Source organism: Beijerinckia sp. L45 (assembly GCF_009765775.1).
GTDB lineage: Bacteria > Pseudomonadota > Alphaproteobacteria > Rhizobiales > Beijerinckiaceae > RH-AL1.
Genome location: NZ_LMUU01000025.1, coordinates 1 through 18,886, shown reverse-complemented (window position 1 = coordinate 18,886; position 18,886 = coordinate 1). Strand labels below are relative to the sequence as shown.

Sequence of the window (18,886 nt, the reverse complement as noted above, 5' to 3'; positions counted from 1 at the left end):
CGCGCCCGCTCCTGTCGTCGCAGCCCAGCCCGCTCCGCCCGCGCGGCGACCCCGTGCGGCGACCGCGCAAGCCGTTGCGCCTGCGGCGGTAGCGCTTCCTCGTGCCGTGCCCACTCCTGTTCAGCGCGGCCGCTCGCATGACCCCGATGACAAGCCCGTGCTCGGCATGGGGGAACACGTCCCGATGTTCATGCAGCGCCCGGTTCGCATCAAGGCCGCCAAGGAAGACCACGAGTAGATCTCGGCCCGTCGCAACAAAAAAGCCGGCCCTTCGTTCGAAGCGGCCGGCTTTTTCTTGGCTTGAGAACAGATGAATCAGGCGTGCGCGGCGTCCGCCGCATCCATGACGGCCGGCGTGATCGACACCGACTCGCCGCAGCCACAGGCAGAGATCTGGTTGGGGTTCTTGAAGGTGAAGGTCGAGGCGAGCTTCGTCGTCTCGAAGTCCAAAACCGTGCCGAGCAGGAACATCAGCGACTTCGACTCGATGAAGATCTTGACACCCTTGTCCTCGACGACCTCGTCGAGTGGGTTGATCGTTTCGGCGAACTCGACCTTGTAGGCCATGCCGGCGCAGCCGCCCTTGTCGACGCCGACGCGAAGCCCTGCGATCGGCTTTCCGGCGTTGGCGATCAGATTGCGGGCGCGATCGGCGGCGGCATCGGTCAGCGACATTACGGCGAAACGCGCGCGGGCCATGGTCTTCTCCAAATCAATACGTGCCCAATATGGGCTCGTTTCGCGATGCACGGAAGACCCTGCATCGCGATCGCTTAAAAGTTAGAACATATCCAAGGAGATACGCGCCTCATCCGACATCCGGCCCTGGTCCCACGGCGGGTCGAACACGAGGTCCACCGTCGTGCCCATCGTGCCGGCGACGGTGCCGACGGCCTCTTCCACCGAGGCAATGATGTCGCCGGCCACGGGGCAACCCGGCGCCGTCAACGTCATCTCGACGGCGATCATCCGGTTGTCGGGGACGTCGATCTTGTAGATCAGGCCGAGCTCGTAGATGTCGCAGGGGATTTCCGGGTCGAACACGGTTTTGAGGGCGGCGACGATATCGTCGCGCAGGCGCGTCTGCTCGGCCTCGTCGATCGCTAAATCGAAGGTCCAGCGCGGCGCGTTCGGGGCATCTATGGTGGTCTCGTCAGCAGCGATCATCGCGCCGGCTCCTCGTCAAACTTTATGCAAACAGGCCTTCGGCCCGCAGCAGGGCATCGGCAAGCTTATCGACCTCTTCGAGCGTGTTGTACATGGCGAAGGAGGCCCGGCACGTCGAGGTGACGCCGAAGCGCGTCATCAGCGGCTGCGCGCAATGCGTACCGGCGCGGACGGCGACGCCGGCGCGATCGATGATGGTCGCAATATCATGGGCGTGGGCATTCTTCATCTCGAAGGAAATGATCGCGCCCTTGTCCTTGGCCGTGCCGATGATGCGCAGCGAGTTGATCCGCGACAGCCGCTCGTGGGCATAGTCGCCGAGCGCCTTCTCGTGCGCCGCGATCTTGTCGCGACCGACAGCCGTCATATAATCCAGCGCCGCACCGAGCCCGATGGCCTGGATGATCGGCGGCGTGCCGGCCTCGAAACGATGAGGCGGCTCGTTGTATGTCACGTGATCGAGTGTGACCTCGGCAATCATCTCGCCGCCACCGAGGAAGGGCGGCAGCTGTTCCAGCCAGGGCCGCTTGCCGTAGAGCACGCCGATGCCGGTCGGCCCATAGAGCTTGTGGCCGGTCATGACGTAAAAATCGGCGCCATGTTCCTGGACGTCGTTCTCCATGTGCACCGCGCCCTGCGAGCCGTCGACGAGCACCGGAATGCCCCGCGCATGCGCCATCTCGACGATCGCCTTGATCGGCGTGACCGTGCCGAGCACGTTCGACATCTGCGTGATTGCCACCATTTTCGTACGCGGGGACAGCGCCGCCTCGAAGGCGCCGAGATGGAAATTGCCCTCGTCGTCGACGTCGACCCACTTCAGCACCGCGCCTTTGTGCTCGCGCAGGAAGTGCCAGGGGATGATGTTGGCGTGGTGCTCCATCACGCTCAGGACGATCTCGTCGCCGGGCTGGATGTGCTGCTGCCCGTAGGACGCCGCGACGATGTTGATCGACTCGGTCGCCGAGCGGGTGAAGATCACCTCGTTGATCGATTCCGCGTTGAGGAATGCCCGCACGCTTTCGCGGGCGACCTCGAAAGCGTCGGTCGCGGCGTTGGCGAGGTAGTGCAGACCACGATGGACGTTGGCGTATTCGCTGTAGGTCGCCTGGACCATGCGGTCGACGACCTGCTTCGGCTTCTGCGCCGAGGCGCCGTTGTCGAGATAGACCAGCGGCTTGCCGTAGACTTCCATCGCCAGGATCGGAAAGTCCGCCCGGATTTTTTCGACGTCGTAGCCGTCCGTGATCGTGCGATCGTGGGTCATCGTCAAAATCCTCGGCGCCGATGCAGCGCATCCCCTCCCCCTTGCGGGGAGGGGTTAGGGGTGGGGGTCCATCAGCTCTCACCGATTGTCCCGTTGATCCTCGACCTATCGTCGTCTTTGAAGAACACCGTGCCCCCCACCCCTGCCCCTCCCCACAAGGGAGAGGGAAGGCAGGCGTCGGTTTCTAGTCTCAGCCCTTCACCGTCCGCGCCGCCAGCCAGTCGGCGACCTCGGCCCGGAACGCGGCCGTCAAACCCTCGTGGCCGATGTTGTCGGCCAGTTCGGACGCAAACGCTTCCAGCAACAGCGACTCGGCTTCGGCGCGCGAAATGCCGCGCGCCTGCATGTAGAACAACTGGTCTTCGTTGAGCCCACCGCAAGTGGCGCCATGGCCGCAAGCGACATCGTCGGCGAAAATTTCGAGTTCCGGCTTGTTGTTCATGACGACGTCGTCGGACAGCAACAGTGCCCGGCTCATCATCTTGCCGTCGGTTTTTTGCGCGCCCGGGGCGACGCGGATGCGGCCCTGGAACACGCCCGTCGCGGAGTCGTCGAGGATGTAGCGAAACGTCTCGCGGCCCTCGCAGCCAAGCCCGATATGCTCGACGTCGAGCGTCGTGTCGGCATGGTCGCGGCCCTTGAGCAGCGAGACACCGTTGAGCGCCGCCTTGGTGTTGTCGCCGACGCAGCGCAGGAACAGCTGGCGCCGCATCAGACCCTCGCCGTGCACCAGCGCGAAGCTCGAGAACGTCACGTCGGCGCCGAGCTCGGCGATGAACGTGTCGAGGCGCAGACTGCCCGGCTCGGTCTTCGTCATCATGCAGGTGTGGCCGACCTCGGCCCTATCGGCGACGTCGAAGATCAGCGCGCCGAAGGTCTGGCCGACGCGGCCACCGGCCCCGAGGCTCGACTCGGTGACCAGGATCTTGGCGCCGGCACCGACAACGACCAGCGAGCGGAAGAACCGGGCTACCGGCGTCTGCGCCGCCGTGGCGTAGACGATGTGGATCGGCTCGGCGATGACGGCGCCCGGCGCGACCTCAATGACCACGCCGTCCTGCATCAGCGCCGCGTTCAGCGCGACGATGGAATCACCGACCGCGAATTTCGCCGCCGCAAGCTTGTCGATGAGATCGGCGCGGCCTTCGGCCAGCACGTCGGCGAGCGAGCGTACCGTCGCGCCCTCCGGCAGCGCGTCGGACAAGGTCGGGACATAGGTGCCGTCGACGATGAGAAGACGCGGGCCGGCCGGCAGGATGGCGGCGGCGAGTTCGACGCGCACGGCTTCGAGAGCGCGCACGTCGGGCAGCGGGGCCAACGGCAGCGCCTCGCGCATCATGCTGCGGAGATCCGTGTAGTGCCAGGCCTCGATCCGGCGATGCGGCAGGCCATGCGCGGCGAAGGCGCCGAACGCGGTCTCGCGCATCTCTTTGACAACGGCATTGCCGGGCAGCGTGGCCTTGGCGCTGCCGAAGGTGTCGGCGAGCGACACTTCGGCATCGGTACGGGTGGAGACGATCCGAGCGACCATGACTATTCCGCCGCGGTTGCCGTGACGAAGTCGCGGTAGCCGTTTTTCTCGAGTTCGAGCGCCAGTTCCTTGCCGCCGGTGCGGACGATCTTGCCCTGCGCCATGACGTGGACCGTGTCCGGCACGATGTAGTTCAGCAGGCGCTGGTAATGGGTGATGAGCAGAAAACTGCGTTTGCCGGTACGCAGCTTGTTGACGCCCTCGGCGACGATGCGGATCGCGTCGATGTCGAGGCCGGAGTCGGTCTCGTCGAGGATCGCCATGGCCGGCTCGAGCAGCGCCATCTGCAGGATGTCCATACGCTTCTTCTCGCCGCCGGAAAACCCGACATTCAGCGGACGCTTGAGAATTTCGTTTTTGATCCCAAGGAGTTCTGCCGCTTCTCTCACCTTCTTTGCGAAGGCGGGCGTGGTCATCTCGTCCTCGCCGCGCTGGCGGCGCTGGGCGTTGAGCGCCGCCTTGAGGAAAGTCATCGTCGCGACGCCGGGAATTTCCACCGGATACTGGAATGCGAGGAACACACCCTTCGCGGCGCGCTCGTCGGCGCCCATCTCCAAAATGTTCTCGCCATCGAGCAGAACCTCGCCGCTCTCCACGGTGTAGTCCGGTTTGCCGGCGATGACGTAGGAGAGGGTCGACTTGCCGGTGCCGTTCGGGCCCATGATGGCGGCGACTTCGCCATCCTTCACCGTAAGGTTCAAGCCGTCGAGGATCTTGCGATCGCCGATCGAAACGGTGAGATTTTTGACTTCAAGCATTGGTCGTCCGTCGTGAAAGTTTGAAAGGTGAAACCACAATCCCCTCATCCTGAGGAGCCGCGCAGCGGCGTCTCTAAGGATGAGGGCTCTATGGCCCGCCTCTTGGCTCGAGACGCCGCTACGCGGCTCCTCACCATGAGGCTAGTGATAGGTTCGTTGCTCCGATCGTCAGCCGATCAGCCGACACTGCCTTCGAGCGAGATCGCGATCAGCTTCTGCGCCTCGACGGCGAATTCCATCGGCAACTGCTGCAGCACGTCGCGGACGAAGCCGTTGACGATCAAGGCGGTCGCCTCTTCGCCAGAGAGCCCGCGCTGCATGCAGTAGAACAGCTGGTCGTCGGAAATCTTCGACGTCGTCGCCTCGTGCTCGAACTGCGCGGAGTCGTTGCGCGCCTCGATGTAGGGCACAGTATGCGCCCCGCAATTCTGGCCGATCAGCAGCGAGTCGCAGTTGGTGAAGTTTCGGGCGCCGGTCGCCTTGCGATGCGCGGTGACCTGGCCGCGATAGGTGTTCTGCGAGTGGCCGGCCGAGATGCCCTTGGAGATGATCCGGCTTGTCGTGTTCTTGCCGAGGTGGATCATCTTGGTGCCGCTGTCGACCTGCTGATAACCGTTCGAAATGGCGATCGAGTAGAATTCGCCGCGCGAGTTGTCGCCGCGCAGGATGCAGGACGGGTATTTCCAGGTGATCGCCGAGCCGGTCTCGACCTGCGTCCAGGAAATTTTCGAGTTCTTGCCGCGGCAATCGCCGCGCTTGGTGACGAAGTTGTAAATGCCGCCCTTGCCCTCGGCATCGCCTGGGTACCAGTTCTGCACCGTCGAATATTTGATCTCGGCATCATCATGGGTGACGAGCTCGACCACGGCGGCGTGAAGCTGGTTCTCGTCGCGCTGCGGTGCCGTGCAGCCCTCGAGGTAGGACACGTAGGAGCCCGCGTCGGCGATGATCAGCGTCCGCTCGAACTGCCCGGTGTTCTGCTCGTTGATGCGAAAATAGGTCGAAAGCTCCATCGGGCAGCGCACGCCCGGCGGGATGTAGACGAAGGACCCATCGGAAAAGACGGCCGAGTTCAGCGTGGCGTAATAGTTGTCGGACGTCGGGACGACCGAGCCGAGATATTTCTTCACCAATTCCGGATGCGTGTGCACGGCTTCCGAGATCGGGCAGAAGATCACGCCCGACTTGGCGAGTTCCGCCTTGAAGGTCGTCACGACCGACACGGAATCCATCACCGCATCGACGGCAACGCGGCGCTGCTGCGCGCCCTCGACACCGGCGAGCAACTCCTGCTCATGCAGCGGAATGCCGAGCTTGGCATAGTATTTCAGCAGGTCGGGATCGACCTCTTCTAGCGTCTTCGGACCCGAAGCCGTCTTCGGCGCCGCGTAGTAGTAGAGGTCCTGGAAGTCGATCTTGGGATAATGGACGCGCGCCCAATCCGGCTCTTCCATCGTGACCCAGCGGCGATAAGCTTCGAGCCGCCATTCGGTCAGCCATTCCGGCTCTTTCTTCTTCGCCGAGATGAAGCGCACGATGTCTTCGTTGAGGCCCTTGGGGGCCATATCCATCTCGAACTGGGAAAAGAACCCATACTTGTATTCGGTGACGTCGAGCGACTTGACGTGGTCGACGGTCTCCTGAACGGCAGCCATTCTATTCTCCATTTCCGAGCGACCATCGCGGCCATCCCGGTTTCAATTCAAACTTTTACGCGGCGATCCCGGCGGCTTTGGACCGCATCAAGCGGACCGCCTTGCCGAACGCGTCCTCAAAGGCCGCAATATCGCCGTCCGTCGTCGTCCAGCCGAGGCTGACCCGGATTGCCGTCGCGGCAAGATCAGGGCTCACACCCATCGCTCGCAGCACCGGCGAGGGCTTGATCTTGCCGGACGCGCAGGCCGAGCCGGCCGACACAGCGACGCCGCCAAGATCGAGGTTCATCAACATAACTTGCGCCGCATACCCCGGCGCCGCGAACATCGCCGTGTTCGCCAGTCGCGACACGCCCTCCCCGAACACGACGGCGTCCGGAACATGTCGGCTGACGATCTGCTCGAGTGCAGTTCGCCAAGGCTTCAGTCGGGCCGCCGTGCCCTGCCAGGATGCGCCAGCCGTCCGCGCCGCGGCGCCGATCCCGGCGATACCGGATAGATTTTCCGTGCCTGATCGCAGGCCACGTTCCTGACCGCCGCCGCGCACCACACCTTGTCTTAAGTGGGTGCTGGAGGGTGCAAAAATAAGAGCACCGACGCCCTTTGGGCCACCAAACTTGTGACCGGAAATGGCGATCGCGTCGGCGCCCAAAGCCCCGATCCGACAATCGATCTTGCCGGCCGCCTGCACGGCGTCGCAGACCACGAAGCCGCCATGCCGGTGGACGAGCGCAGCGGCTTCCGCCACGGGCTGGATCACGCCGGTCTCGTTGTTGGCCGCCTGAAGCGCCAGCATCACGCGGTGTCCCCGGTGCCGATCCAGCGCAGCTGCCAAAGCCGCAAGGTCGAACACGCCGTTGGCATCGGTCACGACCAAGACGACCTTGTCAGCGGCGAACCGGTGACCCGCTGAGACCGCCGAATGTTCGCCGGCGCCAACGAACAAAACGTCGATCGGGCCTTCAGCCGAGCCAAGCTCCGGCGTCAGGATCATGTTGAGCGCTTCCGTGCCGCCGGATGTGAAGAACACATCCTCGGGCGTGCTTCCCGTCAAGGTCGCGACGTCGCGTCGGGCGGTCTCGATCAAGGTGCGGGCAGCGCGGCCTTCCGCGTGGATCGACGAGGGGTTGCCCACGAGATCCAGGGCGTCGCTCATCGCGGCCCGAGCCGCCGGGTGCAGCGGCGTCGACGCGTTATGATCGAGATAGGCCCTGGGCACGTTCAAACCCTCGATCCTTTCCGCGCCAAGGCGCGACGTCGGACGATATGTCGAAGCGAAGCGGCGACGTCGGTCACCGAAAAGCTTGCAAATCGTTCGGGCGGGCGTGTTAAAAGGCAGACGCCATGCCTTCGCGATGCGCTGTGATCTCGCGCCGCAAGGTGTTAGAATTATTCTAACGGTTTTACGCGTCGCCGACGCCGAGTCAAGAGAGTGGACGCCGCAGGGCGACCGCTCGTTGAGCCGTGCCGACAGGACCGCCCCTGCACAGGCGCATACTGGAGTTCGAATGCCCGAAGTCATCTTCAATGGTCCGGCCGGTCGCCTGGAAGGGCGTTTTCATCCAGCAGCCAAGCGTAATTCGCCGATCGCCATCATCCTGCACCCGCATCCGCAGTTCGGCGGCACGATGAACAACCAGATCGTCTACAATCTCTACTACTCCTTCGCCGAGCGCGGCTTCTCGGTGTTGCGCTTCAACTTCCGCGGCGTCGGGCGAAGCCAGGGCGGCTTCGATCACGGCACCGGCGAGCTGTCCGATGCGGCGTCGGCGCTCGACTGGGTCCAGACCATCAACCCGGAGGCCCGCGCCTGCTGGATCGCCGGCGTCTCCTTCGGCTCCTGGATCGGCATGCAGCTCCTGATGCGTCGTCCAGAAATCGAGGGCTTCATCTCGATCGCGCCGCCGGCCAACCGATTCGATTTCTCGTTTCTGGCGCCCTGCCCGTCCTCGGGTCTGTTCGTCCATGGCGACATCGACCGGGTCGCGCCTTTGAAAGAAGTCACGGCCCTGATCGAGAAGCTGAAGACGCAGAAGGGCATCCTGATCGAGCATGCGGTAATCCAGGGCGCCAACCACTTCTTCGAAAATCGCGTCGATCCGCTGATCGAGGAGGTCGGCCGCTATCTCGACCGCCGCCTCGGCAATCCGCCGCGGCTGCCGACGCCGACGCGCAGCGATCCTGCATCCGATCGTAGCTGAAAGCGCGAACTGCGCGGCGGGCGAAAAATACCGCCCGAGGGTAATGGACTCGCGACCTTGGAATAGGTCAAAACTGGCGTCAGGCGACGATCCGGTTTCGCGCTTATCCGGTCGCGATCACGCCTTTGATTCAACGGCGAGCAACACCGTGACACGAGATATCATCGCGCCGTCCACGACCCTGTGCCTGCAGTGCCCGCTGCGTGAGCTGGAGATCTTCAGGCACCGCAGTCGCGCCGATGTCTCCTACATCCAGGCGTTCAAGGCGGGCGAGGAATACGCCGGACCCGGCGCCACGCTGCTTCACGAGAACGAGCCGAACACCCGACTCTTCACCGTGCTGTCGGGCTGGCTGTTCCGCTACCGCACCCTCGAAGGCAGCCACCGCCGCCAGATCATCAACTACGGCCTGCCCGGCGATTTCATGGGGCTGCAAGCCACCCTCGACGATCCGATGGGCCACGGCATCGAGGCGCTCACCAACGTCACCGTCTGTTACTTCGAACAAGACCGCTTGTGGGAGCTGTTCGCCGATCACCCGCAGCTTTCGTTCGACATGACGTGGCTGGCGGCGCAGCAGGAGCGCAGTTTCGAGGAGCAGCTTTTGACGCTCGGCCAGCGTACCGGGTTCGAGCGCGTCGCCTATCTGCTGTGGCATTTGTTTGATCGGGCGCGCGACGTCGGACTGGCGGTGGACAACGTGATCGAGCTTCCGGTGCGCCAGCAGCATCTCGCCGACACGCTCGGCCTCTCCCTCGTCCACACCAACAAGACGCTGCAGAAAATCCGCGAGCTTGGGGCGATCGATATCAGGGAGCGCTGCCTCTACGTGCTCAACGAGGCGCATTTGCGCGAACTGGGCCGCGTCGACAGCAGCTTCTCGCAGCGCCGGCCGCTGCTCTGAGGCTGCTCAGGGCAGGCTGATGCGTCCGCCGGTCAGCGGCGCCGCGATACCGGTGGTGCCGGGAAAGGTGATCGGCAGGTTTTTGGAGCGGCGGACGGCGAGATAGGCGAAGGCCTGCGCCTCCATCGCATCGATCGACCAGCCCATGTCGGTGGCCGAAACCAGCCGGCACGGCAGCCGGGCAGCCAGGGCCTCCATGATCGCGGGGTTATGGCCGCCGCCGCCGCAGACGATGGCGCGCTCCGGCAGCTCCGGCATCGCCTCGACAGCGAGGACGATCGAAGCCGCGGTGAAGGCTGCCAGGGTCGCCGCCGCATCGACGGTCGCGAGGCCCGCCACGGCATCCAGGGAAAAGGCGTTGCGATCCAACGATTTTGGCGCGGGGAGCGCAAAGAACGGGTGGTCCAGCAGTGCGGCCAGGGCGACCTCGTCGACGCTGCCGGCGCTCGACAGCATTCCGTCACGATCGAACGGCTGACCGGTCCGTTCGAGCACCAGGTCGTCGAGCAGAGCATTGCCGGGCCCCGTGTCGCAGGCGATCGGATCCCGCCCATGAGCGATAAAGGACAGGTTGGCGACGCCGCCGATGTTGATGACCACTAGCGGGCCGCCGAGCCTCGCCTGGTCCGCCAGGGCGCGATGGTAGACCGGGACGAGCGGGGCGCCCTGGCCATGGCCGGCGACATCGTCGGCGCGGAAATCCCAGGCGACGGCAATCCCGAGCCGCGCCGCAAGGTCCTGGCCGTGGCCGATCTGAACGGTAAGATTCTTCTCCGGCCGATGCAGCACGGTCTGGCCGTGAAACCCGACCATGGCGATGCTCGCGGGCGCGATGTCGTGAGCGGCAAGGAACGCTTCGACCGCCTCGGCGTGCCTGTCGGTGATCAGTGTTTCGGCCTCGGCAAGACCACCAGGACGCGCGTCCCGATGATCGAGGTCGACGGCATCGGCAAGGGCACCGCGGAGCACGATGCGATCGGCGGCACTATAGGGAAAGGACCCGTGCGGCCCGAAGTGGATGCCGCTCTCGCCGTCGGTGTCGATCAGCGCCACATCGACGCCGTCCATCGAGGTTCCGCTCATCAGGCCCAAGGCACGCAGCACCGTCATCGCTCGTCCTCCCAATGTCACTGCTCGTCGCACGCTGGATAATACCGCGAAATCGGCAACAGAGTCCTACCCGGCGCGCCTGGTCTCGAGGCTGCGCCCTGCACCCTTGACGTGCCTCCGAATTTCCTGAAAGCCGAGCCCTCGCCGTTTTCCAAGTATCGCCGTCGTCAAGAGGCCCGTCGTGTCCAGCACAAACCAGCCGTCGTCCGAGTTTCTCGCTATCTTGAGCGAGCGCGGCTTCATCCACCAGGTCTCCGATATGGATGGGCTCGACGCCAAGGCGAAAAGCGGGGATCTCGCGGCCTACATCGGCTTCGACTGCACCGCACCGTCACTGCACGTCGGGTCGCTGGTCCAGATCATGATGCTGCGCTGGCTGCAGAAGACCGGTGGCAAGCCGGTGGTGCTGATGGGCGGCGGCACCACGCGGGTCGGCGATCCGTCGGGCAAGGACGAGAGCCGCAAGCTGCTGTCGGTCGAGGACATCCAGGCCAACAAGGTGTCGATCCAAAAGGTCTTCGCCAACTTTCTCACCTTCGGCGAGGCCAAGACAGACGCCGTCATGGTGGACAACGCGGACTGGCTCGACACGCTGAAATATCTCGATTTTCTCCGCGACGTCGGGCGCCATTTCTCGGTCAACCGCATGTTGTCGATGGAGTCGATGAAGATGCGGCTGGAGCGCGACCAGGAGCTGTCGTTTCTCGAGTTCAACTACATGGTCTGCCAGGGTTACGACTTCGTGGAACTGTCGAAGCGCTACGGCTGCACTCTGCAGATGGGCGGCTCGGACCAGTGGGGCAACATCATCACCGGTCTCGACCTCGGCCGGCGGATGGGAACGCCGCAGCTGTTCTGCCTGACCTCGCCGCTGCTGACGACGGCATCAGGCGCCAAGATGGGCAAGACCGCCCAGGGCGCCGTGTGGCTGAGCGAAGCCATGCTGCCGGCCTATGATTATTGGCAGTATTGGCGCAATTGCGACGATGCCGATGTCGGGCGGTTCCTCAAGCTGTTCACCGACCTGCCGCTCGACGAGATCGCCAAGCTGGAGGCCCTCGACGGCGCGGAGATCAACGAGGCCAAGAAGACGCTGGCCACCGAGACGACGGCGCTGCTGCACGGCCGCGACAAGGCGCTCGGCGCCGCCGAAACCGCGCGCAAAACCTTCGAGGAGGGCGCGCTCGCGCAGTCGTTGCCGACCATCGGCATCGAGCGGGCCGAGCTAGTCGCGGGCCTCGGTGTATTGGGCGCCTTCGTCAAGGCCGGTCTCGTCGCCTCGACCGGCGAGGCGCGACGCCAGGTCAAGGGTGGCGGCCTGAAGGTCAACGATGCGGCCGTGACCGACGAGCGCGGGACGCTCCACGAGAGCGACCTGATCGACGGCGCGATCAAGCTCTCGCTCGGCCGCAAGCGCCACGTGCTTCTGAAGCCGTAGGATTATCGCGCGGCCGGGGTGTCGGGGGCGTCGGGAAAAGCCGGGCTGTCGGCACCACCGCCGGGTCCGTTGCTGCCGTCGAGGGCCCCGAAGATATTGCGGACGAAACCGGGCGCGATGGCCGACAGCGGATTGACGCTGAGGGTCGGCGAGCTCGCAGAGCCTGAAATCCTGAACTTGATCGCGAAAAGCCCCTCATTCGAAGCGCCACCCAGCAAGAATCCGAGCACCGGCACCTGGGAGAAAAGGTTGTTGACGGCGAAGGCGGGAACGAAGGTCCCGGTCATTCCGACCTTGTCGTGGACGTAGTCCAGCCAGCCATCGACCGAAAGCCCGATCGCCGAGCCGTACATCGTGGCATCTTTCAGCTCGAGCCGGCTGCCCGCACGCTGGAAATTGACCTTCAGCTTGGTAAAGCCGACGGCATTGCCGTCGACGCTACGTGCGGCGGTCGAGGCGCTGTCGCCGGGCTGGCTCGTGGTGATGCTTTGCGCCACCAGCTTCTTCATCGCCGGCTCGTCGCGCAGGGTGAAATTCTGGATCTCCATGCTGCCGTTCAGCGTGTCGTCGCCGACCAGCATCGTGGCGGACAGCTGGCCACCATCCATGTGCTTATAAAGATCGATGAAGGAAACCAGCGCGCCGGCGTCCTGGGTCGCCACCTTCATGCGCTGGTTGGCGGTCATCGCCCCCGACACAGTGTTGCGCCCGAATTTGCCGGCGACGGAGAACTGGCGGATCTGTGACCCGCGTTTGGACAGCTTCAGATCGACGTCCGACATGACCTCCTTGTTGAAGCCGGTCAGGATGCCGGACTTGAGATCGACATCGAAACCACCCTTGAAGGCTTCGTTGGTCTCTTTCTTTTCCGCCTTGGCGTTCTTGCCGAGAGCGGTGCCGCTTGGCGTGTTGTCGGGAGGCGTCTGCGTCAGGGCCTTGAGGAAGGGGCGGGCGTCGATCGTCGAGCCGCGGATGGTCAGCTTGAACGTGTCGTCGCCCTTGGTGACGTCGACCTTCATGTCGTCGCCGGGCGAGACCTTAAAGCTGGAGAACCGGGCGCTTTCGAAGGCGTTGTCTGCGCCCATCTCGATGGCACCACGCGCCTGCAGCGACCCGACATCGATGACCAACGGGTCGATCGCCATCTTGTTGTCGCCGGGCGTGACGGCGAAGCTGATCTTGGCCGGTTTCCCCGCCGGCTTGGCGAGGCCAAGGAAGGCGGCCGTTACGGCCATCTTGCTCATGTCGAGGTCGATCTGCGCCTTCATCTTTTGCGGCTGGCCGAGATTGCTCGCCGCAATCCGGGCGCTCAGAGGCCCGCTGAGGCCGGGAATCGCGGCCAGACCCAGCTTGGTGCGAGCGGCGTCGTCGAGAGTCACATTGATCAGCGCGTCGGGCGCCCTGTCGCCGGTCTTGGTGATATCGAACGTCGCGGGGCCGCCGAACAGACGCCCCTGCCCCGAGGCCTTCAACCCATTCGGATCGACGGCGAGCGTCATCGTCGCGTTGTCCAGCTTCTCCTTGCCGATCAGTTTGTCGGCCGAGAAATTGGTCACCGTCGCATTGACCCGAAGAGCATTGCTGTCCTTGGCCTCGTCGCCGAGCAACAGATGATCGTCAAGGAAACCGTCGACCTGCCCCTTCAGCGTCGAAGGATCGAGCGGAAGCGAGGCGTAGGTCTTCAAGGCATCGCGCGACAGCAGGTCGCCGATCGCATCGACGCTGCCGGCCACATGCGCCGAGATCTCGGCGTGCGCCGGATGCACGTCGGCATCTTCCACGATGAAGTGACCGTCGGTGAGCGCGATCTTATGGCCGCTTGCATCGATACTGCCGCTCTCGAGTGCGAAGTTGGAGGTCCGGCCGGTGATGTGGCCGCTGCCGACGACGTTTTCGAGCGGTGGAACGCCCGGAAGATAGGCCAGGCGGGCCTTGGTCATGGTGAAATCGAGCGAAACGGAATCGTTGGGCGGCGCGCGATCGGAGCGCATGCGCAGCAAGGCGTCCTGGTCGTAATCGACCCGCAGCGTCCCTTTCTGCAGGATGCCATCCTCGAAATGCGACAGCAGCCAGGCGCGCACCGGTGCGGCGACGAAGGCGGGCCAGACCCGCTTCGCGATTCGCACCGTGGTCGGATCGATCGAGGCGCCGAACCGCACGCGCGGGCCATTTTCCCAGTCGACTTGCCCTGCCATGGCCATCGCGCCCTCGCTGCCGCTGCCGAAGGTGAAGCGGTCGATGAGCATCTGCTTCTTGGCGGGGAACACGCGCGCTGCAAACTGGCCGCGATCGATCACCACCGGCTGCTGGCCGAGACGATCCGGACCCAGGACGCCGGGTTCGGAAGTGGAGACGTCGATGGCCCAGGGATCGCCTTCGTTGAGCGGCGCCACAACCGCGCCTCCCAAAGCGAAATGGGTTGTACCCTCGACATACTCGGCTCGGTCGATCTCGATCCGGCGTGACTCGCCGTTCCAATGGAACGCACCGCCGGCGCGGCTGATCAGCAGCGGCTCTTGGTCCGGATCCTCCAAGCGGAAGAAGCCTTCCCCCAGGTTGAATCGCCCGACCGCCTCGGACAGCGTATTGTTGGCATTGAGGCCGATCTTGAACGACATCGAGATCGGAATGTCGGTATCGAAACCGAGCGTCCGCGTCCCCGCCGCAAGCTGAAGCTCGTCCTGCGACAGATCGTTGATGTCGATCTCGAAGTGCCGCGCGACGCCCGGCATGCCACTCGCCCTCGCGGCAATCGACCAGCGCTGGCTCGGGCCCTCGGCCGATAGGGTGAAGGTCGAATCACCATGCGACTTGTCGAATTCGAGATCGAGGTCCTTGTAGACCACCTCCTCGTCGGTGGTCTGATCTTCGATCACGAGACGACCGCGCTTGATGCCGAGCCGATCGACCGCAGCGATCGGGCTGTCCGGATTGGTGATCGTGTCGAGAAGCAGCCGAACGGCCTTGGCCGCCTGCTGCATCGCGACGGCACGCCGCGGCGGGATACCAGCAGGCGACTCCGGCGTCGTCGCGGCCGGAGGGACGTCAGCCGACGGCGCCACTGGAGCGCTTGGCGCGTCCGCGCCGCGGGCGAGTTCGAAGAACGGCTTCGACCCCGGCCCGGCGGCGACCGCCAGGCTGCCATTTTTCAACAGCACGAGCCGCAATTCGACATCGAACACTTCGAGCCGTTTGGGCACGACCTTGCCGAAAAACAACGGAAACGGATCGATGGAGATTTCGGCGCGGGGCGCGGACAACACCTTCTGCTGGTCGGGCCCTTCGATGCTCAGCCCGTCAATGCTCAGGCTCGGCCCAAAGCCGCGCTGCACGAGCGATGTCGTCCCGAGCGTAAAAATCGCACCGCGGCCAAAACGATCATGGAGCGCATCGGCAATGCGCGGCCCCAGGCCGTCGATGGCGATCGGGCCGTGTGCCAGGAGCCCCACGACGAGACCTGCAGCCACGACCGCAAGCGCAATGAGACCGAACGCAAACGCAAAGCAGCGTCCAGCGATTTTCCTGGCGCTCCAACCCCGGTTTCTCTTGCGCCCGACCTTCGCCTCTTCGACGCAAGCGCGGAGACCATGATCGTCGGCGGCGTTGTGCCTATCGTCCAAATGGTCGACCAAACCGTAGCGGCCCTTCTAAGCAAGCGATGCTGGCTATGCGATTCGTCCCGGAATACGGTTGTGCCGCATGCCAAAGGGGTAAGACCACTCACAATATGGGCAAATCTCCCTCTCAATGGGTCGAAAGGAAGGCGATTTATGAGCCACACTCTTGCGGTTGGCGACGCGGCACCGGTGTTTTCGCTGCCAGATCATACAGGCAACCCGCTCACGCTCGGCTCGTTCGCCGGGAACGCACTCGTTATTTATTTTTATCCGAAGGACGACACTGCCGGCTGTACGCAGGAAGCCAATGCATTTCAGGCTCACGCCGCAGCCTTCGAGGCCGCCGGCGCCGCGATTCTCGGTATTTCGCCGGATTCTCCGGCAAGCCACGTCAAGTTCAAGACCAAGCACGGGCTTAGCCTCGCCCTCGCGTCCGACGAGGCAAAGGCGACTCTCGAGGCCTACGGCGTCTGGACGGAAAAATCGATGTATGGCCGCAAGTACATGGGCGTCGAACGGACGACGATGCTGATCAAGCCTGACGGGACGATCGCGGCGATCTGGCCGAAGGTGAAGGTCGCCGGCCACGCCGAGGCCGTTCTCGCGGCGGTGAAAACGCTTCAAACGACCCCGGCGGAGCCGAAAACGTAAACGGCCCGTCACTCTTGTGCACCAGCCATCATGGTTATCGCAGCGTTAACCGTGATGATGTCTTCTCGATCTCCGTGACGGTTCGGAATCGAGAGATGGCACAGCAGAAGATCAGCGCATCGCCCTGCAGAAGCGGATGGCTCGCGGTCACCGTGGTGATCAGCGGCCGGCCGCGGACCTTCGCGCCCGGTCCCTGGCTGGGCGCCGCCCTGGCCATCGGTCTTCCGGCTCTGGCCGCCTGGTATCTCGGTGCGACGCTCTACCTCGTCTTTCACGACCAGCTCCTGGCGTCGCTGATCGCGCGGCAGACCGATACGCAATACGCCTACGAAGATCGCATCGCCGGTCTGAGCACGCAGCTCGATCGCGAAACGAGCCGGTCGCTCGTTGATCGCCACACGCTGGAAACCACCGTCAGCATGCTGGAAGAGCGCAGCACCCGCCTTGCGGCGCGTGCGACGCTGCTTGATCGTCTTGTTGCTCGCAATGCTCCTGTACAGGGGGCCTTGGCGGCACCGGTCGCCAAGGTGCGGCCGACGATCACAATGTCGCGAAATCCCCTTCTCGGGACAGACATAACCGGCCTCCCCGACGGTGTCCGCGCCTATTCGCCCGCCGAGCCCGCGCGGGCCACGCCAATGCCGGCTCCCGACACGCCGGCACTGCGCCTCCGCGGCGAAACGAATGATACCAGCGGCTTGCCGTTGCAGAGCCCAAATGCGGGCAAGCGGGCGAGCCTGGATGAGGCGCCGATGGCGGCGCGGACCGAAACGGTCGCGACGACCCTTACGACCATCGAACAAAGCCAGGCGCATGCCATTGCCGCACTGCGCGAGCCGACGTTAAAGACGATTGCCAAGCTGCGCACGGCGCTGATGGAGGTTGGCCTTCCCGCAGGCGTGATCCCGGCTTCCGCCCGGACGACCGATGCCGGCGGCCCCTTCGTACCGCTGCCGGAGGGTGCGCTCACCTTCGAGCAGGATGCCGCTCTCCTCCAGGACGCCGTGTTCCAGGCGGATCGGCTGACCGCGTTGGCCGACACGGTGCCGTTGCGCAAGCCGTTGTCCGGGCCCCTCGAAGTGACATCGACCTTCGGGCCCCGCATCGATCCATTCCTCGGGCGCCCCGCGATGCACACCGGCATCGACTTCCGCGAACCCTCCGGCGAAAGCGTGCACGCGACGGCAGGCGGCACCGTGACCATCGCGGCAAGCGAAGGCGGATACGGGACGATGGTCGAGGTCGATCACGGCAACGGACTGTCCACCCGCTATGCCCACCTCTCGAGCACGAGCGTGGTGCCTGGGCAGAAGATCGAGACCGGCGCCATCGTCGGACGCGTCGGCTCCAGCGGTCGGGCGACCGGCCCGCACCTGCATTACGAAACGCGGATCAACGGCGAGGCGGTTGATCCGACGCGATTCCTCAAGGCCGGCGCGCGGCTCTTCGCCGAGGACTGACGGCGGAGCCTACCCCTGCGGGTTCGGCTGCAGCCAGTTCTGCCAGTCCGTGACGCTGCCGTAGAAAGCATTGCGATCGACATATCCGTGGACGCCGGGAACCGCGCCCTGCGCGGTGTGCTGCCAGAAGTGCCAGCGGCGGTTGCCATACTTGACGGTGGGATAGGTCTTAACGCTCCGAACCCAGATCGGGTAGCTCATGAACTCGCCGTTCAGAACGTCGCGGTGGAAATCGACCGAGGTGTAGATGACCGGGCGCTTGCCGTAGGCCTGCTCCATCGCGTCGAGAATGATCTGCATCGTCTCCAGCGCCTGTTCGCGCGGGATGTGATGCGGGCAGGTTTTGGACTGCTCGTTCCACTCGACGTCGAGCACCGGCGGCAGGGCCATCGGGTCGTTGGGCACGTTGGCGAGGAACCAGGCGGCCTGCTCGCGCGCCGGACGGCACCAGTAGATGAAGTGATAGGCCCCGCGGCGGAGACCGGCGGCGCGCGCCATCTCCCAATTCTGGCGGAATTTTTCGTCGAGGTAGTCGCCGCCCTCGGTCGCCTTGATCCAGGCGAACTGGACGCCGGAATTATAGACCGCGCTCCAGTCGACGTCGCCCTGGTACTTGGACACGTCGATGCCCTGGATCGCGAAGTCCATGGCGTGGGGATAGGGATCGCTGGTGTTGATGCTGGACGCGCAACCGGCGACGCCGAGCATCGTGGCCGCAACCGCGACCGTCGACAGGCAGCGGCGCAGAACGCTGCGGCTCTTGGGGGGAACTCGGGTACTCATCCCATCAAATTATCGACGACACGCAAACACCTCGTTAACGGCCAGCAGTCGCAACGGCAGCGTATCACGCGTTTGGGGAAGCGCGCGAGAGCCCTCGCACCACTCTTCCCGTCTGCCATTGCGGCCGATCTTGCGAATAAAATGCCATGCATGATCCTGGCAACAGACTGCCGACAGGCTGAACGAAAGCTTAACGGCCGAACGTCACTTGACTGTCATGATAAATGCCGATTGGAGAGCCGGGCGCCCCTTCCGAGTAATCCTGATCATGCCGAAATTCGTAGCCTTCACGTCGCTCGGCCGGCGGGCACTGCCCAATCAGTTCGACGTCATCGCGCTGGTCC

Annotated in this window: 15 protein-coding genes and 1 pseudogene; 6 read left to right on the top strand and 10 right to left on the bottom strand. The window is 64.3% G+C overall.

All coding sequences use genetic code 11. The features are described from left to right. Nucleotides 1-238 (top strand): annotated as a pseudogene (locus GSQ79_RS28870) (DEAD/DEAH box helicase); the annotation flags it as partial. A 77-nt stretch (nt 239-315) separates the two neighbouring features. Here GSQ79_RS28870 and GSQ79_RS01550 read toward each other — a convergent pair. The 7 genes from GSQ79_RS01550 to GSQ79_RS01520 all read right to left on the bottom strand — a co-directional run bounded on the left by GSQ79_RS01550 (nt 316) and on the right by GSQ79_RS01520 (nt 7,597). Then, nucleotides 316-699, bottom strand: a complete 384-nt coding sequence (locus GSQ79_RS01550; protein ID WP_158806979.1) for an iron-sulfur cluster assembly accessory protein — start codon at nt 697-699, stop codon at nt 316-318. 81 nt (nt 700-780) lie between these two features. Further along, the gene (locus GSQ79_RS01545) at nt 781-1,167 is read right to left on the bottom strand and encodes an iron-sulfur cluster assembly protein (RefSeq protein ID WP_158806978.1); all 387 of its coding nucleotides are present in this window, start codon (nt 1,165-1,167) and stop codon (nt 781-783) included. A gap of 22 nt (nt 1,168-1,189) precedes the next feature. Next, the gene (locus tag GSQ79_RS01540; RefSeq protein WP_158806977.1) at nt 1,190-2,434 is read right to left on the bottom strand and encodes a cysteine desulfurase; all 1,245 of its coding nucleotides are present in this window, start codon (nt 2,432-2,434) and stop codon (nt 1,190-1,192) included. A 190-nt stretch (nt 2,435-2,624) separates the two neighbouring features. Next, nucleotides 2,625-3,965 carry a SufD family Fe-S cluster assembly protein gene (locus GSQ79_RS01535; protein ID WP_158806976.1) on the bottom strand — a complete coding sequence of 447 codons (1,341 nt, stop codon included), beginning with the start codon at nt 3,963-3,965 and terminating at the stop codon, nt 2,625-2,627. 2 nt (nt 3,966-3,967) lie between these two features. Next, nucleotides 3,968-4,723 (bottom strand): Fe-S cluster assembly ATPase SufC, encoded by a 756-nt coding sequence (gene sufC / locus GSQ79_RS01530; protein WP_158806975.1) that lies wholly within the window; start codon nt 4,721-4,723, stop codon nt 3,968-3,970. Nucleotides 4,724-4,899: 176 nt separating this feature from the next. Then, a complete protein-coding gene (sufB, locus tag GSQ79_RS01525; protein ID WP_158806974.1) occupies nt 4,900-6,378 on the bottom strand; it encodes a Fe-S cluster assembly protein SufB in 1,479 nt (492 codons plus the stop codon). 55 nt (nt 6,379-6,433) lie between these two features. After that, on the bottom strand, nt 6,434-7,597 hold the full coding sequence (locus GSQ79_RS01520) for a cysteine desulfurase family protein (RefSeq protein WP_246725033.1): 1,164 nt from the start codon (nt 7,595-7,597) through the stop codon (nt 6,434-6,436). Nucleotides 7,598-7,886: 289 nt separating this feature from the next. Here GSQ79_RS01520 and GSQ79_RS01515 point away from each other — a divergent pair, with 289 nt between their 5' ends. Then, nucleotides 7,887-8,579: an alpha/beta hydrolase gene (locus GSQ79_RS01515; protein WP_158806972.1), complete on the top strand. Its 693-nt coding sequence runs from the start codon at nt 7,887-7,889 to the stop codon at nt 8,577-8,579. 148 nt (nt 8,580-8,727) lie between these two features. Further along, a complete protein-coding gene (locus GSQ79_RS01510; RefSeq protein ID WP_158806971.1) occupies nt 8,728-9,483 on the top strand; it encodes a Crp/Fnr family transcriptional regulator in 756 nt (251 codons plus the stop codon). Between the two features lie 6 nt (nt 9,484-9,489). Here GSQ79_RS01510 and GSQ79_RS01505 read toward each other — a convergent pair whose 3' ends face one another. Then, a complete protein-coding gene (locus GSQ79_RS01505) occupies nt 9,490-10,593 on the bottom strand; it encodes an anhydro-N-acetylmuramic acid kinase (RefSeq protein ID WP_174243150.1) in 1,104 nt (367 codons plus the stop codon). 181 nt (nt 10,594-10,774) lie between these two features. Here GSQ79_RS01505 and tyrS point away from each other — a divergent pair, with 181 nt between their 5' ends. Next, nucleotides 10,775-12,031: a tyrosine--tRNA ligase gene (gene tyrS / locus GSQ79_RS01500; RefSeq protein WP_158806970.1), complete on the top strand. Its 1,257-nt coding sequence runs from the start codon at nt 10,775-10,777 to the stop codon at nt 12,029-12,031. A 2-nt stretch (nt 12,032-12,033) separates the two neighbouring features. Here the strand turns inward: tyrS and GSQ79_RS01495 are convergent, their stop codons facing one another. After that, nucleotides 12,034-15,498 carry an AsmA-like C-terminal domain-containing protein gene (locus GSQ79_RS01495; protein WP_158806969.1) on the bottom strand — a complete coding sequence of 1,155 codons (3,465 nt, stop codon included), beginning with the start codon at nt 15,496-15,498 and terminating at the stop codon, nt 12,034-12,036. A 303-nt stretch (nt 15,499-15,801) separates the two neighbouring features. Between GSQ79_RS01495 and GSQ79_RS01490 the strand changes: the two genes are divergently transcribed. Continuing rightward, nucleotides 15,802-16,299 carry a peroxiredoxin gene (locus tag GSQ79_RS01490; protein ID WP_158806968.1) on the top strand — a complete coding sequence of 166 codons (498 nt, stop codon included), beginning with the start codon at nt 15,802-15,804 and terminating at the stop codon, nt 16,297-16,299. Nucleotides 16,300-16,394: 95 nt separating this feature from the next. Further along, nucleotides 16,395-17,759, top strand: a complete 1,365-nt coding sequence (locus GSQ79_RS30165) for a M23 family metallopeptidase (protein ID WP_158806967.1) — start codon at nt 16,395-16,397, stop codon at nt 17,757-17,759. Nucleotides 17,760-17,768: 9 nt separating this feature from the next. Here the strand turns inward: GSQ79_RS30165 and GSQ79_RS01480 are convergent, their stop codons facing one another. Then, entirely contained in the window at nt 17,769-18,542 is a 774-nt protein-coding gene (locus GSQ79_RS01480) for a GH25 family lysozyme (RefSeq protein ID WP_158806966.1), read from the bottom strand. Between the last annotated feature and the right edge of the window lie 344 nt (nt 18,543-18,886).

What these genes read in the sequence shown, in the direction of transcription:
- GSQ79_RS01550 (WP_158806979.1), bottom strand. Translation starts at nt 699, where the DNA reads ATGGCCCGCGCGCGTTTCGCCGTAATGTCGCTGACCGATGCCGCCGCC.
- GSQ79_RS01545 (WP_158806978.1), bottom strand. Translation starts at nt 1,167, where the DNA reads ATGATCGCTGCTGACGAGACCACCATAGATGCCCCGAACGCGCCGCGC.
- GSQ79_RS01540 (WP_158806977.1), bottom strand. Translation starts at nt 2,434, where the DNA reads ATGACCCACGATCGCACGATCACGGACGGCTACGACGTCGAAAAAATC.
- GSQ79_RS01535 (WP_158806976.1), bottom strand. Translation starts at nt 3,965, where the DNA reads ATGGTCGCTCGGATCGTCTCCACCCGTACCGATGCCGAAGTGTCGCTC.
- sufC (WP_158806975.1), bottom strand. Translation starts at nt 4,723, where the DNA reads ATGCTTGAAGTCAAAAATCTCACCGTTTCGATCGGCGATCGCAAGATC.
- sufB (WP_158806974.1), bottom strand. Translation starts at nt 6,378, where the DNA reads ATGGCTGCCGTTCAGGAGACCGTCGACCACGTCAAGTCGCTCGACGTC.
- GSQ79_RS01515 (WP_158806972.1), top strand. Translation starts at nt 7,887, where the DNA reads ATGCCCGAAGTCATCTTCAATGGTCCGGCCGGTCGCCTGGAAGGGCGT.
- GSQ79_RS01505 (WP_174243150.1), bottom strand. Translation starts at nt 10,593, where the DNA reads ATGACGGTGCTGCGTGCCTTGGGCCTGATGAGCGGAACCTCGATGGAC.
- GSQ79_RS01490 (WP_158806968.1), top strand. Translation starts at nt 15,802, where the DNA reads ATGAGCCACACTCTTGCGGTTGGCGACGCGGCACCGGTGTTTTCGCTG.
- GSQ79_RS30165 (WP_158806967.1), top strand. Translation starts at nt 16,395, where the DNA reads ATGGCACAGCAGAAGATCAGCGCATCGCCCTGCAGAAGCGGATGGCTC.
- GSQ79_RS01480 (WP_158806966.1), bottom strand. Translation starts at nt 18,542, where the DNA reads ATGAGTACCCGAGTTCCCCCCAAGAGCCGCAGCGTTCTGCGCCGCTGC.